At 62.4% G+C, this 15,737-nt stretch carries 15 protein-coding genes; 3 read left to right on the plus strand and 12 right to left on the minus strand.

The features are described from left to right. Positions 1 to 62: 62 nt before the first annotated feature. A complete protein-coding gene (locus CWC48_RS21265; RefSeq protein WP_100490248.1) occupies positions 63 to 1,283 on the plus strand; it encodes a putative DNA modification/repair radical SAM protein in 1,221 nt (406 codons plus the stop codon). Continuing rightward, positions 1,280 to 2,113 (plus strand): TIGR03915 family putative DNA repair protein, encoded by an 834-nt coding sequence (locus CWC48_RS21270; RefSeq protein WP_078049315.1) that lies wholly within the window; start codon positions 1,280 to 1,282, stop codon positions 2,111 to 2,113. Before CWC48_RS21265 ends, CWC48_RS21270 begins: the two co-directional genes overlap by 4 nt. A 124-nt stretch (positions 2,114 to 2,237) precedes the next feature. Here the strand turns inward: CWC48_RS21270 and CWC48_RS21275 are convergent, their stop codons facing one another. The 7 genes from CWC48_RS21275 to ctlX all read right to left on the minus strand — a co-directional run bounded on the left by CWC48_RS21275 (position 2,238) and on the right by ctlX (position 8,117). After that, entirely contained in the window at positions 2,238 to 2,735 is a 498-nt protein-coding gene (locus CWC48_RS21275; protein WP_016974875.1) for an Lrp/AsnC family transcriptional regulator, read from the minus strand. Positions 2,736 to 2,740: 5 nt separating this feature from the next. Then, positions 2,741 to 3,571: an ABC transporter ATP-binding protein gene (locus CWC48_RS21280; protein WP_218248034.1), complete on the minus strand. Its 831-nt coding sequence runs from the start codon at positions 3,569 to 3,571 to the stop codon at positions 2,741 to 2,743. A 3-nt stretch (positions 3,572 to 3,574) separates the two neighbouring features. After that, positions 3,575 to 4,288 (minus strand): ABC transporter permease, encoded by a 714-nt coding sequence (locus CWC48_RS21285; protein WP_078049314.1) that lies wholly within the window; start codon positions 4,286 to 4,288, stop codon positions 3,575 to 3,577. After that, on the minus strand, positions 4,285 to 4,986 hold the full coding sequence (locus CWC48_RS21290; RefSeq protein WP_100490249.1) for an ABC transporter permease: 702 nt from the start codon (positions 4,984 to 4,986) through the stop codon (positions 4,285 to 4,287). The genes CWC48_RS21285 and CWC48_RS21290 overlap by 4 nt, the downstream gene beginning before the upstream one ends. Positions 4,987 to 5,121: 135 nt before the next feature. Then, entirely contained in the window at positions 5,122 to 5,901 is a 780-nt protein-coding gene (locus tag CWC48_RS21295; RefSeq protein ID WP_099492968.1) for an ABC transporter substrate-binding protein, read from the minus strand. A gap of 226 nt (positions 5,902 to 6,127) precedes the next feature. After that, positions 6,128 to 7,174 (minus strand): ornithine cyclodeaminase, encoded by a 1,047-nt coding sequence (locus CWC48_RS21300; RefSeq protein WP_100490250.1) that lies wholly within the window; start codon positions 7,172 to 7,174, stop codon positions 6,128 to 6,130. A 16-nt stretch (positions 7,175 to 7,190) separates the two neighbouring features. Further along, entirely contained in the window at positions 7,191 to 8,117 is a 927-nt protein-coding gene (gene ctlX, locus CWC48_RS21305) for a citrulline utilization hydrolase CtlX (RefSeq protein WP_078049311.1), read from the minus strand. 267 nt (positions 8,118 to 8,384) lie between these two features. Here ctlX and CWC48_RS21310 point away from each other — a divergent pair, with 267 nt between their 5' ends. Next, positions 8,385 to 9,278 (plus strand): GNAT family acetyltransferase, encoded by an 894-nt coding sequence (locus tag CWC48_RS21310; protein WP_078049310.1) that lies wholly within the window; start codon positions 8,385 to 8,387, stop codon positions 9,276 to 9,278. Positions 9,279 to 9,407: 129 nt separating this feature from the next. Here CWC48_RS21310 and CWC48_RS21315 read toward each other — a convergent pair whose 3' ends face one another. The 5 genes from CWC48_RS21315 to CWC48_RS21335 all read right to left on the minus strand — a co-directional run bounded on the left by CWC48_RS21315 (position 9,408) and on the right by CWC48_RS21335 (position 15,593). Further along, positions 9,408 to 10,427, minus strand: a complete 1,020-nt coding sequence (locus tag CWC48_RS21315) for a branched-chain amino acid aminotransferase (protein WP_100490251.1) — start codon at positions 10,425 to 10,427, stop codon at positions 9,408 to 9,410. Positions 10,428 to 10,630: 203 nt separating this feature from the next. Further along, entirely contained in the window at positions 10,631 to 12,010 is a 1,380-nt protein-coding gene (gene lpdA / locus CWC48_RS21320) for a dihydrolipoyl dehydrogenase (RefSeq protein WP_100490252.1), read from the minus strand. A gap of 3 nt (positions 12,011 to 12,013) precedes the next feature. Next, positions 12,014 to 13,297, minus strand: a complete 1,284-nt coding sequence (locus tag CWC48_RS21325) for a dihydrolipoamide acetyltransferase family protein (RefSeq protein ID WP_100490253.1) — start codon at positions 13,295 to 13,297, stop codon at positions 12,014 to 12,016. Continuing rightward, positions 13,298 to 14,356, minus strand: coding sequence for an alpha-ketoacid dehydrogenase subunit beta (locus CWC48_RS21330; RefSeq protein WP_034107322.1), 1,059 nt, complete (start codon positions 14,354 to 14,356; stop codon positions 13,298 to 13,300). A 1-nt stretch (position 14,357) separates the two neighbouring features. Next, positions 14,358 to 15,593 carry a 3-methyl-2-oxobutanoate dehydrogenase (2-methylpropanoyl-transferring) subunit alpha gene (locus CWC48_RS21335; RefSeq protein WP_078049306.1) on the minus strand — a complete coding sequence of 412 codons (1,236 nt, stop codon included), beginning with the start codon at positions 15,591 to 15,593 and terminating at the stop codon, positions 14,358 to 14,360. Positions 15,594 to 15,737: the final 144 nt, after the last annotated feature.

Below are 15,737 nucleotides of genomic sequence, written 5' to 3' on the forward strand. Positions count from 1 at the left end.
CTGCACTTGTGACCTGGAGGGTTGGCTGATACTGTACAAAAAACCAGTATCGGTAACCTTCCATGCAGTTGATCGAAAAACTCAGCATTCTCGCCGACGCCGCCAAGTACGATGCGTCCTGCGCCAGCAGTGGCGCACCCAAGCGCAGCTCCGAAGGCAAGGCGGGGCTGGGTTCCACCGATGGCATGGGCATCTGCCACAGCTACACCCCCGACGGGCGCTGCGTGTCATTGCTCAAGGTGTTGCTCACCAACTTCTGCCTCTACGACTGCCAGTACTGCGTTAACCGCCGCTCCAGCGATGTGCCGCGCGCGCGTTTCAGCCCGGAGGAGGTGGTCACCCTGACCCTGGATTTCTACCGGCGCAATTGCGTCAGCGGGCTGTTTCTCAGCTCCGGCATTATCCGTTCGTCCGACTACACCATGGAGCAATTGGTGCGCGTGGCCAAGCTGCTGCGCGAAGAGCACGACTTCCGTGGCTATATCCACCTCAAGACCATTCCCGATGCCGACCCGGCGCTGATCGCCGAAGCCGGAAAGTATGCCGATCGACTGAGCGTGAACATCGAATTGCCGACCGAGGCCAGCCTGCAGACCCTGGCGCCGGAAAAAAAGATCGTGTCGATCAAGCAGGCCATGCAGACCATCTACACCGGCGAGCAGACGGTCCGTAACGAGCCGCGCGCGCCGCGTTTTGCCCCGGCCGGGCAGAGCACGCAACTGATCGTCGGCGCGGATGACACCGATGACAGCACCATCCTCCACGGTGCCGAGGCGTTGTACGGCAACTTCAAGCTGCGCCGCGTGTATTACTCGGCGTTCAGCCCCATCCCCAATAGCCCGAAAAGCGTGCCCCTGGCCGCGCCTCCGTTAATGCGTGAACATCGCTTGTACCAGGCCGATTTCCTGTTGCGCAGCTATGGGTTCAACGCCAATGAACTGTTCAAAGGTCCCGGCCACCTGGCGCTGGATATCGACCCCAAGTTGGCCTGGGCCCTGGAAAACCGTGAGGTGTTCCCCCTGGACCTGAACCGCGCCGAGCCGACCTTGATCGCGCGCATCCCGGGCATTGGGTTGCGCACCACCCAGCGCCTGGTGGACCTGCGCCGCGAGCGCAAGATCCGCTTCGAAGACCTGGCGCGCATGCGCTGCGTACTGGCCAAGGCCAAGCCGTTTTTCATCACCATTGACTACCACCCGCAACAGGCCGACAGCACCAGCGTGCTGCTGCGCGAACAATTGCGCGACCGCCCGCAACCGCAGCAGATGGGGTTGTGGGGATGATCAGCCTGGAATGCGACAACCTGTTCAGCACCTGGCGCGACCAGGCGCGCTGGTTGCTCAGCCATCAGGTAGACCCCAGCCAGGTAAGCTGGGGCGAGGCGGAGGTGGCCGACCTGTTTGCCACCGACCAGTCGATTCCCGAAGCGCCTGGGCCTTTCCAGACGCGGGTGCCCAAGGCCCTGCTGGAACTGTTGGAGTCGGCCGCCTGTTACCACGGCGACCAGCGCTGGAGCCTGCTGTACGAAGTGCTGTGGCGGGTCAGCCACGGCGACCGCACCGCCATGCTGGCAGGGGATAAGCTGGGCAGTGAGTTGCAGCGGCGGATCAAGCAGGTCAGCCGCGAGGCGCACCACCTGCATGCGTTTGTGCGGTTTATTGCGTTGCCGGCGCAGGCGGGGCCGGAACTGCCCGAGTACGTGGCGTGGCATGAGCCGGCCCATGACATCCTGAAATCAGCCAGCCAGCACTTTATCGGGCGCATGGGCCGGCATCGCTGGATGATCGCCACGCCGTTGGATGGGGTTTACTACGACGGTGAGCAGTTGATCCATCAGCGGGAATGCCCCGAGGCGTGGCGGCAGTTGGCGCAGAATGTCGAGGACCCCCACAGTGCGATGTGGCTGACCTACTACAGCCACATCTTCAACCCGGCGCGGTTGAACCCCAAGGTGATGGAAGGGCACTTACCCAGCCGGTTCTGGAAGAACCTGCCGGAGGGCAAGTTGATACCGGGGTTGATCAGTGAGGCGCGGACGGGCAAGCAGAAGGATGGGCAGGCGAAGATGATTGGGGTCAAGCCTGGCAAGAAAATACTAAGTGGGCACGGTTAAAAAATGTGGGAGCGGGCTTGCTCGCGAATGCGGTGTATCAGTGACAAATTAAGTGACTGACACTCCACATTCGCGAGCAAGCCCGCTCCCACAGGGGTTATGCAGTGTTTGGTGAAATGGGGGCTCAGGCCAGTTCGGTGGCGGTGTTCTTCACCACCGCCAATTCCGGATGCGCCACCAACTTATCGATGTGCAACTCGTCATTGTTCAACCAGGTCTCGGTCAGCACCCGGTAGTGCTCCATGTCGCGGCAGCGCATGCGCAGGCTGTAGTCAAATGGCCCGCTGATCAACTGGCATTCGAACACTTGCGGGCAGGCCTTCACACAGGCTTCAAAAGCCTTTTGCGCCGACCGCCCGCTTTGGTTGGACAAGGCCACCAGCACCAGCAACGACAGCCCTGGCGAGACCATCTGCACATCGATGATCGCCCCATACCCGCGTATCACCCCGCGTCGCTCCAGCTTGCGCACGCGCTCCAGGCAGGGCCTGGGGGTAAGGTGCACCAGCGACGAAAGCTTTTCGTAGGTGATACGCCCCTGGTGACGCAGTACTTCGATGATGGCTTCATCGATGCGGTCCAGCGCAGGGGAGGAATGGGGTCCGTTGGCCTTGGTATCCATGGGTTTCACTTCAAACGGTTGGAAAGAAATTGCTGCAAGCGCTCGCTGCTGGGGTGGTCGAGGATCCTGGCGTCGCCTTGTTCCTCGACACGGCCCTGGTGCAAGAACAGCACTTGGCTGGACACCTGGCGGGCAAAGCCCATCTCGTGGGTGACCATCAGCATGGTACGACCTTCCTCGGCCAACGTCTGTATGACTTTGAGGACTTCTCCTACAAGTTCGGGGTCCAGCGCGGACGTCGGCTCATCGAACAGGATGATCTCCGGCTCCATCGCCAGCGCCCGGGCAATCGCCACGCGCTGCTGTTGGCCACCGGACAGGAACGCCGGGTACTGATCGGCCACGCGGCCTGGCAGGCCGACCTTGTCCAGGTACAGGCGCGCACGTTTCTCCGCTTCGGCGGCGCTCACGCCCAACACCCGGCGCGGGGCCATGGTGATGTTTTCCAGCACGGTCATGTGGCTCCACAGGTTGAAGTGCTGGAACACCATGGCCAGGCGCGTGCGCAGGTTCTGCAGTTGGTCTTGGTGCGGTGCGCGGGCGCCGGCACGGCCCTGGCGCATTTCGATGCTGATGCCGTCCAGGGTGATGACACCGGCGTCCGGCTGTTCAAGGAAGTTGATGCAGCGCAGCATCGTGCTTTTGCCGGAGCCGCTGGCGCCGATCAGGCTGATCACGTCGCCATTACGGGCGTTCAGGGACACGCCCTTGAGCACTTCGTGTTCGCCGTAGCGTTTGTGGATGCCTTCGACTTGCAGCTTGATGGCGGCGGTGGCGGGTTTGGCAACGGGTTCATCAACGGGATAAGCGGCCAGGGCCTGCGCGGACTGATTCATGGGTTAGCCTCGGGTAGGAACGAGAAAGCGCATCCAGCGACGTTCGGCCAGTCGGAACAGGCCCACCAGTGCAAAGGACAGCAGCATGTAGAGCAGGGCGGCGATGCCGAATGCCTGGAACGTCAGGAACGTCTCGGCATTGGCATCGCGGGCCACCTTGAGGATGTCGGCGACGGTGGCGGTAAAGGCCAGGGACGTGGCGTGCAGCATCAGGATCATTTCGTTGCTGTAGGCCGGCAACGCGCGACGCAAGGCCGCCGGTACCACCACAAACAGGTTCAGCCGCCAGCCGTGCAGGCCGTATGCGCGTGCCGCTTCGATTTCGCCGTGGGGAATATTGCGGATCGCCCCGGCAAAGATTTCCACGGTGTAGGCGCAGGTGTTGAGTACGAAAGCCAGCAGGGTGCAGTTCAGCGCATTGCGGAAAAACTGGTTGAGCAGGGCGTTGTCCTGCACCACTTCCAGGCTGTACAGCCCGGTGTAGCAAATCAGCAACTGGATATACAGCGGCGTGCCGCGGAACAGGTAGGTGTAGACCTCCACCGGCCAGCGCAGCCAGAAGTGCTCGCAGACGCGCGCCAGTGCCAGTGGAATCGACAGGATGAAGCCAAACACCACCGAGACGATGAACAGCCACAGGGTCATGGCGACGCCGGACAACCCCGCGCCATCGCTGAACAGGTAGGCCAGGCCGTATTGCTGGAACAGTTCGATCATCGCGCCATCCCCTTGATGCCGAGGTTGTAGCGCCGCTCGAGGCGCTTGAAGATGCGGTTGGAGAGGGTGGTGATCACCAGGTACACCAGGCCCGTGAGGATCAGGAAGTACAGCGGCTCGTTGGTGGTCTTGCCGGCGTTCTGCGCGGCCTTGACCAGGTCCGACAGGCCGATGATCGACACCAGCGCCGTAGACTTGAGCAGCACCAGCCAGTTATTGCCCAGGCCCGGCAGGGCAAAACGCATCAGTTGCGGGAACAGCACCAGGTGAAAGCGCTGCCAGCGGCTCAGGCCGTAGGCGGTCGCGGCTTCCAGCTGGCCGACTGGCACGCTGAGGATCGCGCCCCGGAAGTTCTCGGTGAAATACGCGCCGTAGATAAAACCCAGGGTGATGACGCCCGCGGTAAACGGGTCGATTTCAAAGTAATCCCAGCCGAACACTTCGCTCAGGTCGTTGAGCCACAGTTGCAGGCTGTAGAAGATCAGCAGGATCAGCACCAGGTCCGGCACGCTGCGGATCAGCGTGGTGTAGAGCGTGGCCGGTACGCGCAGCCATTTGGCGCTGGAGAGCTTGGCGCCGGCGGCGATCAGGCCCAGGGCGAGGCTCAGGGCCAGGGCCAGGAATGACAGTTTGAGGGTCATCCAGGCGCCTTGGGCCAGCATCGGGCCGTAGCCTTGCAGGTTGAGGAATTCGTTCATTGGGAAGATCTCGAAGGAGCGCACAGGTTGGCGGTGGGAGCTGGCTTGCCTGCGATAGCAGAACGTCAGTCACAGATGTGCAAGCTGACCCACCGCGATCGCAGGCAAGCCAGCTCCCACATAAGGACGAGGCTGCTATTCGTTGTAGATGTCCTGATCGCCGAAGTATTTCTTCTGGATCTCGGCATAAGTCCCATCCGCCTGCACAGCTGCAATGCCCTTGTTGATCAGCTCACGCAAAGCTTGATCGTTCTTGCGCAGGCCCATGGCGATGTCCAGGGGCAGTGTCGGGTCCTTGAAGGCCGGGCCGGTCTTGAAGTCGGCGCCTTCGGGTTTGGACAGGAAGTTGAGCTGGGCTTCGAGCTTGTCGGTCAGGGTCGCGTCGAGGCGGCCGTTTTGCAGGTCGGCGTAGTTCTGGTCCTGGGACTGATACGCCTTGATCTGCGCGCCGAGCTTGGCCAGGTGCGCACGGGCATACGCCTCTTGCAACGAGCCTTGCAGCACACCGACTTGCTTGCCCTTGAGGGACTCCGGGGTGTCGCCGAAGTCGGCGCCCTTGCGGGTGATTACCGAGGTCGGGCTGAGGAACAGCTTGTCGCTGAAGTCGATGATTCTTTCACGCGCCGGGGTAACGGCCATGGACGACATGATCGCGTCGAACTTGCGTGCGCGCAGGGCCGGGATCATGCCGTCGAATTCGTTGTGGACCCAGGTGCATTTCACTTCGAGCTTGGCGCAGATCGCGTTGCCCAACTCGATATCGAAACCTTGCAGGCTGCCGTCGGCGGCCACGGATTCGAAGGGGGGGTATTCGGGGAAAACGCCGAAGCGGATTTCTTTCCAGTCCTGGGCGTGGGCGGCGGTTGCGCAGAGTGGCAACAGCAGCGCGGCGAAGAGTGATCGCAATGGAGTCATGTGCAGGTCCCTATATTTTGTAATTGATGTCAGGGCAGTGAATAGCTGGGAGCAGAGAATGCTTCATGATGGTGCGTTTTTTGTGTCGTTTACCCGGTGCCTAAAGCGCAAATTGCGCTGTTAAAACCGCCAATGCAGCGGAATCGGCTGCAGCGCCCGCTGAATCGGCTTTTACGCCTGCAAATCCTGGCCTGCCAACGGCGCAAAGCGGCAGGCCAGAGCGTTTTCAGGCGCGCTTTTTCTGCTGTGCGCGGGGCTGTTGGGCCAGGCGTGCGAACAGGTCTTTCGGGTCGGCCAGGTCCGGCACTAGCTCAAGGGTGCTGCCCACGTCCAGCGCCTTGGCCACGTCCAGCACATAGCGCAGGGCAGAGTAGTCTTCGATGGCAAAGCCCACCGAGTCGAACAGGGTGACCTGGCGCGCATTCTCGCGACCGGGCTTCTGGCCGTTGATGACTTGCCACAGTTCGGTGACGGGCGAATCCTGCGGCATATGCTGGATTTCGCCTTCAATGCGGCTTTGCGGTTCGTACTCGACGATCACGCGAGCGCGCTCGACGATACGTCGGTCCAGCTCGGTCTTGCCGGGGCAGTCACCGCCGACGGCATTGAGGTGCATGCCCGGCTCGATCATGTCGTCGGTGAGGATGGTGGCGTAGGCCTTGTCGGCGGTCACGGTGGTGACGATGTCGGCGCCTTTGACCGCTTCGGCCACGCTGCCGGCCAGGATCACCTTGATCGCCGGGAAAGCCTTGAGGTTGGCCGCCAGTTTGGCGGTGGCCTTGGCGTCGATATCGAACAGGCGGATTTCAGTGATGCCGAGCATGGCGTGGAAGGCCAGGGCCTGGAATTCGCTTTGCGAGCCGTTGCCGATCAGCGCCATGCTGCGGCTGTTGTCGCGGGCCAGGTAGCGGGCGACCAGCGCGGAAGTGGCGGCGGTACGAATCGCGGTGGTCAGGGTCATTTCCGCCAGCAGCACCGGCAGGCCGGTGTCGACATCGCCCAGTGCGCCGAAGGCCATCACGGTGAGCATGCCGGCCAGGGTGTTTTTCGGGTGGCCGTTGACGTATTTGAACGCATACAGCGATGCGTCGGAGACCGGCATCAGCTCGATCACGCCGTCCGGCGAGTGGTTGGCCAGGCGCGCGCATTTTTCGAAGTCCTGCCAGCGCAGGTAGTCGGCGCGGATGTACTCGGCCATTTCGGAGATGCAGGTGGGCAGGCCTTTTTGTGAGACCAGGTAGCAGAGGTCGTTCACGTCGATGTAGCGGGTCATGGCAAGACTCCTTGAGTTATTGGAAGGTGGTGCGGGCAGGCAGATGCACTTCCGCCAGCATGCAGCGGGCACTGCCGCCGCCAATGCGTTCGATGTTGTCGATGTTCACCACCACTGGCCGCGTATGGCGTTCCACGTGTTGGCGCTGGGCAGGCTGCAAGGCGCCCCAGGCGCTGGCGGACATCACCAGCAGCGGCTGGCCGTCGCGGTCGTGGACTTCGAGCATGTTGCCGGCGAACGCCTCCAGCTGATCGAAATCGAGGGCGAGGATGTCCTTGCCGGTATCGCGCAGGGAGCGTTCCAGGGCCTGGCGCTCGTCGGCATGGGGCAGGGCTTGCAGGCACACCACCGAGAGGTCGCGGCCAACGCTCATCATCACGTTGCTGTGGTAGATCGGCGCGTGGTGGCGGTCGACGGCGTGGAACACGCAGAGCTGGTAGTCGAGGCGTTCGGCGAACTGGCGCAGGGCGTCGTGGTGGGTGCGCCCGGAGTGGCAGGCGTAGCTGATGCGGTGCTGGCGGTCGAGCACCATGCTGCCGGTGCCTTCGAGGAAGATGTTCTGTTGTTCGAGGTGGCTGAGGTCGATGGTGTCCTTGACCGTAAATCGCTGTTCCAACACTTGCAGCACGCCTTTGTTGCGTTCCAGTCGTCGGTTCTGGCCTTCCATCGGGTACAGCACCAGGCTGCCGTCGGCGTGGCTGCTCCACCAGTTATTGGGGAAGATCGAGTCGGGTGTATGGGGCGCCGGGGTGTCCTGCACCACCAGCACTTCCACGCCATGCTGGCGCAGGGTGGCGACATAGCCGTCGAACTCTTCCAGCGCTTTCTGCTGTGCGCTGAGCGGGTCGAGGGGCGGGCGTTGGAAACGGTTGTTGATCGCGGTGTCCGGGTTGAAGGCAAAGCGCGCCGGGCGAATCATCAAGACGGTGTTGGTGGTTTGCATGGGTGCACGGGTCCATGGGTTGAGCTGTGGGAATAGTGTGTGGCTTGTGCGGGATGAATCCCGGCTGAAAACTTGGGGAGGTTCAGCCGGGAAAGCTGAAAAGTGGGGTAGGGCAGCCGAATCGGCTGTGGAGGTTGAAGTGCGCTCAAACGGTAGGAGCCGGCTTGGCGGCGAAAGCGCTGGGTCTGACAGACCGCTATCGCTGGCAAGCCGGCTCCTACATTAGTATGGGGGCGGTCGTGAAACCCGAGCCAGGAAGGAGAATGCATGTCTACCGCTGTTCGTACTGCCCAAACCGCCGATGCCGAGGGGATCAGCCAGGTCATTCTGGCGGCCCTGCACAGCAGCAATGCGCGGGACTATCCGGCGGATGTGATTGCGCGGGTTGCCGCTAACTTCACGCCTGAGGCGGTGCTGGAACTGCTCAAGCGTCGCGTGGTGCTGGTGGCGGTTCAGGAACGGGTGATCGTTGCCACTGCGGCCCTCGATGGCAATGTGGTGCGCTCGGTGTTCGTCAACCCGGCGCTGCAAGGGCAGGGCATTGGTCGGCTGTTGATGATCGAGATTGAGCTACGCGCCCGCGAAGCCGGGGTGACGGTGCTGAGCGTGCCGTCTTCGCTGACAGCCGAGCCGTTCTACGCCAAGCTGGGGTTCCATACCGTGCGCGACGTCTACCACGGCAACGAGCGTACGCTGGTGATGGAAAAAGCGCTGCTGTCCCGCCACCCTATCGGGCCGTATCGCGACCGCCCGCACCGGGCGCAGGTGGTGGCGTTATGGCAGGAAGCATTTGGCTATGACACGGCGCATAACCTGCCGGCGCTGGCGATTGATAAAAAGCTGGCGGTCAACGACGGGCTGTTTTTCGTCGCGATGGACAAAAAAACCGTGATCGGGACGATTCTGGCCGGCTATGACGGGCATCGCGGCTGGCTGTATTCGGTGGCGGTGCACGCTGACTATCGGCGGCATGGCCTGGGGTCGTCGCTGGTGCGGTATGCGGAACAGGCATTGACGGCGCTGGGCTGCATGAAGATCAACCTGCAGATCACCAGTGGCAATGACGCGGTGGCGGGGTTTTACGAGGCGTTGGGGTATGGGGTGGAACCGAGGATCAGTATGGGCAAGAAGATTGCCGAAAACATCCCGACACGGTCCTGAGAACACCTGAGAATAAATGTGGGAGCGGGCTTGCTCGCGAAAGCGGAGTGTCAGTCACCGATTTCAGTGCTGATAGACCGCTTTCGCGAGCAAGCCCGCTCCCACATTTGGGTTTCGCGTTGTTGTGGGTTAGACCTTGACGATCCAGCCGGCGGGGGCTTCGACGTCGCCGGTCTGCACGCCGGTCAGCTCTTTGTAGAGCTTCTGGGTGATCGGGCCGACTTCGGTTTCGCTGTGGAACACGTGCAGCTTGCCGTTGTACTGGATGCCGCCGATCGGCGAGATCACCGCAGCCGTACCGCAGGCGCCGGCTTCCTTGAACTGGTCGAGCTTGTCGATGAACACTTCGCCCTCGATCACGTCCAGGCCCAGGCGGGTCTTGGCCAGTTCGATCAGCGACAGGCGGGTGATGCCTGGCAGCACCGAAGGCGACTTCGGCGTGATGAACTTATTGTCGTGGGTGATCCCGAAGAAGTTGGCCGAGCCGACTTCTTCGATCTTCGAGTGGGTCATCGGATCCAGGTAGATTGCGTCGGCAAAGCCGGATTTCTTCGCTTCGGCACCTGGCATCAGGCTGGCGGCGTAGTTGCCACCGACCTTGGCGGCACCGGTGCCCTGTGGCGCGGCGCGGTCGAAGGTGGAGATCTGGAAGTTGTGTGGCACCAGGCCGCCCTTGAAGTAGGCGCCAACCGGGATGGCGAACACGGAGAAGATGAATTCCGGTGCGGTACGCACGCCGATGTTGTCACCGGTGCCGATCACGAACGGGCGCAGGTACAGGGCGCCGCCACTGCCGTACGGCGGGATGAAGCGCTCGTTGGCCTTGACCACTTGTTTGCAGGCTTCGATGAAGTCTTCGGTCGACACATGCGGCATCAGCAGGCGTGCGCAGCTGCGCTGCATGCGGGCGGCGTTCTGGTCCGGGCGGAACAGGTTGATCGAACCGTCCTTGCAGCGATACGCCTTGAGGCCTTCGAAGCACTGCTGACCATAGTGCAGGGCGGTGGAGCCCTCGCTGATGTGCAGCACGTTGTCGTCGGTCAGGGTGCCTTCTTGCCATTCGCCGTTTTTCCAGACCTGGAGAAACCGCTTGTCGGTCTTGATGTAGTCAAAACCCAGCTTGTCCCAATTGATGCTTTCGTTACCCATGACACCCTCTATCGTTGGTCAAGTCGGTTTTTTTCTGGATGGGCGCAACAATACTGCATTCTTGGCCGGTGTGGGAGCGGGTGGGCGGACCATTCAGCCTCTGTAATGGCTGATCCACCGCTATCGCAGGCAAGCCAGCTCCCACATTTGCAATGCATTCCATTGTGGGAGCCGGGCTTGCCCGCGATGGCCTCACCTCGTTTTTACAGGTGCAGCGCGTGGCCCAGGGCCCTTAACGCGGCTTCCTGCACGGCTTCGCCGAGCGTCGGATGCGCATGGATGGTGCCCGCCACGTCTTCCAGGCGCGCGCCCATCTCCAGGCTCAGGCCAAAGGCGGTGGACAGTTCCGAGACGCCCACCCCCACGGCTTGCCAGCCGACGATCAGGTGGTTGTCGCGTCGCGCCACCACCCGGACGAAGCCGGTTTTCGACTCCAGGGTCATCGCCCGGCCATTGGCCGCAAACGGGAAGCTCGACACGATGCAGTCCAAACCAGCGGCCTTGGCTTCATCGGGGGTCTTGCCGACCACCACCAGTTCCGGGTCGGTAAAGCACACCGCCGGGATCGCGGCCGGGTTGAATTCGCGAGGTTTACCGCTGATCAGTTCGGCCACCATCTCGCCCTGGGCCATGGCGCGGTGCGCCAGCATCGGCTCGCCGCTCAGGTCGCCGATGGCATACACGTTGCGCATGCTGGTCTGGCAGCGGCTGTCGATCTTGATCGCCGCGCCGTTCATCTCCAAGTCCAGTGCTTCAAGGTTCCAGCCTTGGGTGTTGGGTTTGCGACCCACAGCAACCAGCACCTGATCCGTTGCCAGCGACAGGGTGTCGCCATTCGGGTCGCTTACTTGCAGGCTACCATCGGTAAAACCGGTGACACTGTGCTTGAGGTACAGCTTCACCCCCAGTTGCTTGAGGGATTCGTTGACCGGCTGCGTCAGCTCGGCATCATAGGCCGGCAGGATGCGGTCCTGGGCCTCGACCACACTGACCTCGGCGCCGAGCTTGCGGTAGGCAATCCCCAGCTCCAGCCCGATATAGCCGCCACCCACCACGATCAAACGCTTGGGCACTCGCGTTGGCGCCAGCGCCTCGGTGGACGAGATGATCGGCCCGCCAATCGGCAGCATCGGCAGGTTGACGCTTTTCGAGCCGGTGGCCAGCAGCAGGTGTTCGCACTGGATACGCTGGTCGCCGACGTCGACGGTCTTGCCGTCCACCACCTTGGCCCAGCCGTGGATTACCTGCACCTTGTGCTTTTTCAGCAGGGCGGCGACGCCGGTGGTCAGGCGGTCGACGATGCCGTCTTTCCATTCCACGCTTTTGCGGATGTCCAGGGTTGGCACATCCACTTCGATGCCCAGTTGCGAACCCTGGCTGTGGTGGATGGTTTGCTGGAACTGTTCGGCCACATGGATCAAGGCCTTGGACGGAATGCAGCCGATATTCAAGCACGTACCGCCCAGCGCCTGGCCTTCCACCAGGATGGTCGGGATGCCCAGTTGGCCGGCACGGATCGCCGCCACATAACCGCCCGGGCCGCCGCCGATGATCAGCAGCGTGGTATTCAATGTCTGCGTCATGCCTTACTCCAGGAACAGGCTGGCGGGTTGTTCGAGCAGGCCGCGAATGGCCTGGATGAATTGCGCCGCGTCCATGCCATCGACCACGCGGTGATCGAACGAGCTGGAGAGGTTCATCATCTTGCGCACCACGATCTGGCCCTTGATCACCATGGGCCGTTCGACGATGCGGTTGACGCCCACGATGGCGACTTCCGGCAGGTTGAGCACCGGCGTGCTGACGATGCCGCCCAAAGCGCCGAGGCTGGTCAAGGTAATGGTGGAGCCCGACAGTTCATCGCGACTGGCCTTGCCACTGCGCGCAGCAGTGGCCAAACGGGCGATTTCCTCGGCGTTGCCCCACAGGCTGCGGGCTTCGGCGTGACGCACCACCGGCACCATCAGGCCTACGTCGCTTTGGGTGGCGACCCCTACGTGCACCGCGCCAAGCCGGGTGATGACCTGGGCTTCATCGTCGTAACGCGCGTTGATCTGCGGGAAGTCCCGCAACGCCACGACCATGGCGCGCACGATAAACGGCAACAGGGTGAGCTTGCCGCGCGTGGCGCCGTGTTTCTCGTTGAGGTGCACACGCAACTCGTCGAGGGCGGTGACGTCGATCTCTTCCACATAGCTGAAATGCGCGGCACGACGGGTGGCGTCCTGCATGCGCTGGGCGATCTTGCGGCGCATGCCGATCACCGGGATCTGTTCTTCGTCGTTGCGCTCGGCGTAGGGGTTGGCTGCGGCTTTGGACGGCGTCGGGCCCTGGCGCAAGTAAGCGTCCAGGTCTTCGTGCAGAATCCGGCCCGCCGGGCCAGAGCCCTGGACCAGGCGCAGCTGGATCCCGGCGTCCAATGCGCGTTTGCGCACGGCGGGGGAGGCCAGCGGGCGTTCGTCGGCAGCCCGGCCCACCGGGGCCTGGGCGGCAACAGCCGGCACAGTTTTGCTTTCAACGGCGACCGGCGCAGGCTTGGTTTCAGGCTTGGCTTCAACCACCGGTGCAGCCTTTGGCGCGTCCTTTGGTGCTTCCTTTATGACCGGCGCGTCCTTGGCATTGCCCGCACCTTCCACTTCGATACTGATCAGAATACTGCCCACGGCCATGACTTCACCCGGCTCGCCGCCGAGGGAGATCACTTTGCCGTGCACGGGCGAGGGAATGTCCACCATCGCCTTGTCGGTCATTACATCCGCCAGCACCTGGTCTTCGACGACCATGTCGCCGACCTTCACATGCCACACCGACAGTTCAACTTCCGCAATGCCTTCGCCAATGTCCGGCATCTTGATAACGTGCGTGCCCATTCAGACCTCCATGACCCGTTTCAACGCCGCGCCCACTCGGGACGGCCCTGGGAAATACGCCCACTCCTGCGCGTGCGGGTAGGGGGTGTCCCAACCGGTGACGCGTTCGATCGGCGCTTCCAGGTGGTGGAAGCAGTGTTCTTGCACCAGTGACACCAACTCGGCACCAAAGCCGCAGGTGCGGGTGGCTTCATGCACCACCACGCAACGGCCGGTCTTCTTAACGGAGTTGACGATGGTTTCCAGGTCCAGCGGCCACAGGCTGCGCAGGTCGATGACTTCGGCGTCGATGCCGGTTTCTTCGGCGGCGACTTGCGACACGTACACGGTGGTGCCGTAGGTCAGCACGGTGACGGCCGAACCCGGACGCACGATGGCGGCCACGTCCAGCGGCACGGTGTAGTAACCGTCGGGCACCTGGGCTTGCGGGTGTTTCGACCACGGGGTTACCGGGCGGTCGTGATGGCCGTCGAACGGGCCGTTGTACAGGCGTTTTGGCTCAAGGAAGATCACCGGGTCATCGTTTTCGATGGAGGCGATCAGCAGGCCCTTGGCGTCATAGGGGTTGGACGGCATCACCGTGCGCAGGCCGCAGACCTGGGTGAAGACCGCTTCGATACTCTGGCTGTGGGTCTGGCCGCCGTAGATGCCGCCGCCGCAGGGCATGCGCATGGTCAGCGGCGCAGTGAACTGACCGGCCGAGCGATAACGCAGGCGGGCGGCTTCGGAGATAATCTGGTCGGTGGCAGGGTAAACGTAGTCGGCGAACTGGATCTCGGCGACCGGGCGCAGGCCATAGGCGCCCATGCCCACGGCCACGCCGATAATGCCGCTTTCGGAGATTGGCGCGTCAAATACCCGCGAGCTGCCGTACTTGGTCTGCAGGCCTTCGGTGCAACGGAATACGCCGCCGAAGTAGCCGACGTCCTGGCCAAACACCACCACGTTGTCGTCTCGTTCGAGCATCACATCCATGGCCGAGCGCAGGGCCTGGATCATGGTCATGGTGGTGGTGGTCATGGCGGTTTCCACTTCAATGCTGTTGTTGTGATCGTTCATGTCAGATCCCCAACGCTTGACGCTGGCGCTTCAAGTGCTCCGGCATCTCTTTGTAAACGTCTTCGAACATGGTCGCGGCGCTTGGAATCTGACCGCCGGCAAGGGTGCCGTACTGTTCGGCTTCTTTCTGTGCCTTGACCACTTCGGCTTCAAGTTCTGCACTGACCGCCGCGTGTTCCTCTTCGGACCACTGGCCAATCTTGATCAGGTGCTGCTTGAGGCGGGCAATCGGGTCGCCCAAGGGGAAGTGGCTCCAGTCGTCGGCTGGGCGATATTTCGACGGATCATCAGAAGTGGAGTGCGGGCCGGCTCGATACGTGACCCACTCGATCAGCGTTGGCCCCAGGTTGCGGCGCGCACGCTCGGCAGCCCAGGCGGAAGCGGCGTACACCGCGATGAAGTCGTTGCCGTCCACCCGCAGGGAGGCGATGCCACAACCCACGCCGCGTCCGGCAAAGGTGGTGGCTTCGCCGCCGGCGATGGCTTGGAAGGTGGAAATGGCCCACTGGTTGTTGACCACGTTAAGGATCACCGGCGCGCGGTACACGTGGGCAAAGGTGAGGGCGGTGTGGAAGTCGGATTCGGCGGTGGCGCCGTCGCCGATCCAGGCGGAAGCGATTTTGGTGTCGCCCTTGATCGCCGAGGCCATGCCCCAGCCCACGCCTTGTACGAACTGGGTGGCGAGGTTGCCGGAAATCGTGAAGAAGCCAGCGTCTTTCACTGAATACATGATCGGCAGCTGACGGCCCTTGAGCGGGTCGCGCTCGTTGGACAGCAGTTGGCAGATCAGGTCCACCAAGGGCACGTCGCGAGCCATCAGGATGCTTTGCTGGCGGTAGGTGGGAAAGCACATGTCGTCGATGTTCAGGGCCAGGGCCTGGGCGCTGCCGATGGCTTCTTCGCCAAGGCTCTGCATGTAGAACGACATTTTTTTCTGACGCTGGGCGACCACCATGCGGTTGTCGAAGATCCGCGTCTTGAGCATGGCGCGCATGCCTTTGCGCAAGATCTCGACGGGGACGCCTTCAGCCCAGGGACCGAGGGCCTGGCCCTGGTCGTCGAGCACGCGGATCAGGCCCTTGGCCAGGTCGGCAGTGTCGGCGGGTTCTACGTCGATGGCGGGTTTGCGCACCAGGCCGGCGTCGGTCAGGCGCAGGTAGGTAAAGTCGGTCTTGCAGCCTGGGCGTCCCGAGGGTTCAGGGACGTGCAGGCGCAGTGGTTCGTACTGCTGGGTCATGGCTTTCTACGCTCTATCTTGTGAATTTCTTGTAGTGGGCGCGCTAGCTGACAGTCAGGCTCCGGGTAGGAGAAATCTTGTCCTACAACAATCATAGGCGTGGCGTAGAAGAATATTTATCTCTGTTTCGTTGCGCTCAAGACC

This window comes from Pseudomonas sp. S10E 269 (genome assembly GCF_002798465.1).
Taxonomy (GTDB): Bacteria; Pseudomonadota; Gammaproteobacteria; order Pseudomonadales; family Pseudomonadaceae; genus Aquipseudomonas; species Aquipseudomonas pergaminensis.

Coding starts and splice junctions, on each gene's coding strand:
- lpdA (WP_100490252.1), bottom strand. CDS start 12,010: ATGACGCAGACATTGAATACCACGCTGCTGATCATCGGCGGCGGCCCG.
- CWC48_RS21265 (WP_100490248.1), top strand. CDS start 63: ATGCAGTTGATCGAAAAACTCAGCATTCTCGCCGACGCCGCCAAGTAC.
- CWC48_RS21330 (WP_034107322.1), bottom strand. CDS start 14,356: ATGAACGATCACAACAACAGCATTGAAGTGGAAACCGCCATGACCACC.
- CWC48_RS21300 (WP_100490250.1), bottom strand. CDS start 7,174: ATGACCCGCTACATCGACGTGAACGACCTCTGCTACCTGGTCTCACAA.
- CWC48_RS21280 (WP_218248034.1), bottom strand. CDS start 3,571: ATGAATCAGTCCGCGCAGGCCCTGGCCGCTTATCCCGTTGATGAACCC.
- ctlX (WP_078049311.1), bottom strand. CDS start 8,117: ATGCAAACCACCAACACCGTCTTGATGATTCGCCCGGCGCGCTTTGCC.
- CWC48_RS21315 (WP_100490251.1), bottom strand. CDS start 10,427: ATGGGTAACGAAAGCATCAATTGGGACAAGCTGGGTTTTGACTACATC.
- CWC48_RS21325 (WP_100490253.1), bottom strand. CDS start 13,297: ATGGGCACGCACGTTATCAAGATGCCGGACATTGGCGAAGGCATTGCG.
- CWC48_RS21295 (WP_099492968.1), bottom strand. CDS start 5,901: ATGACTCCATTGCGATCACTCTTCGCCGCGCTGCTGTTGCCACTCTGC.
- CWC48_RS21270 (WP_078049315.1), top strand. CDS start 1,280: ATGATCAGCCTGGAATGCGACAACCTGTTCAGCACCTGGCGCGACCAG.
- CWC48_RS21275 (WP_016974875.1), bottom strand. CDS start 2,735: ATGGATACCAAGGCCAACGGACCCCATTCCTCCCCTGCGCTGGACCGC.
- CWC48_RS21335 (WP_078049306.1), bottom strand. CDS start 15,593: ATGACCCAGCAGTACGAACCACTGCGCCTGCACGTCCCTGAACCCTCG.
- CWC48_RS21285 (WP_078049314.1), bottom strand. CDS start 4,288: ATGATCGAACTGTTCCAGCAATACGGCCTGGCCTACCTGTTCAGCGAT.
- CWC48_RS21290 (WP_100490249.1), bottom strand. CDS start 4,986: ATGAACGAATTCCTCAACCTGCAAGGCTACGGCCCGATGCTGGCCCAA.
- CWC48_RS21310 (WP_078049310.1), top strand. CDS start 8,385: ATGTCTACCGCTGTTCGTACTGCCCAAACCGCCGATGCCGAGGGGATC.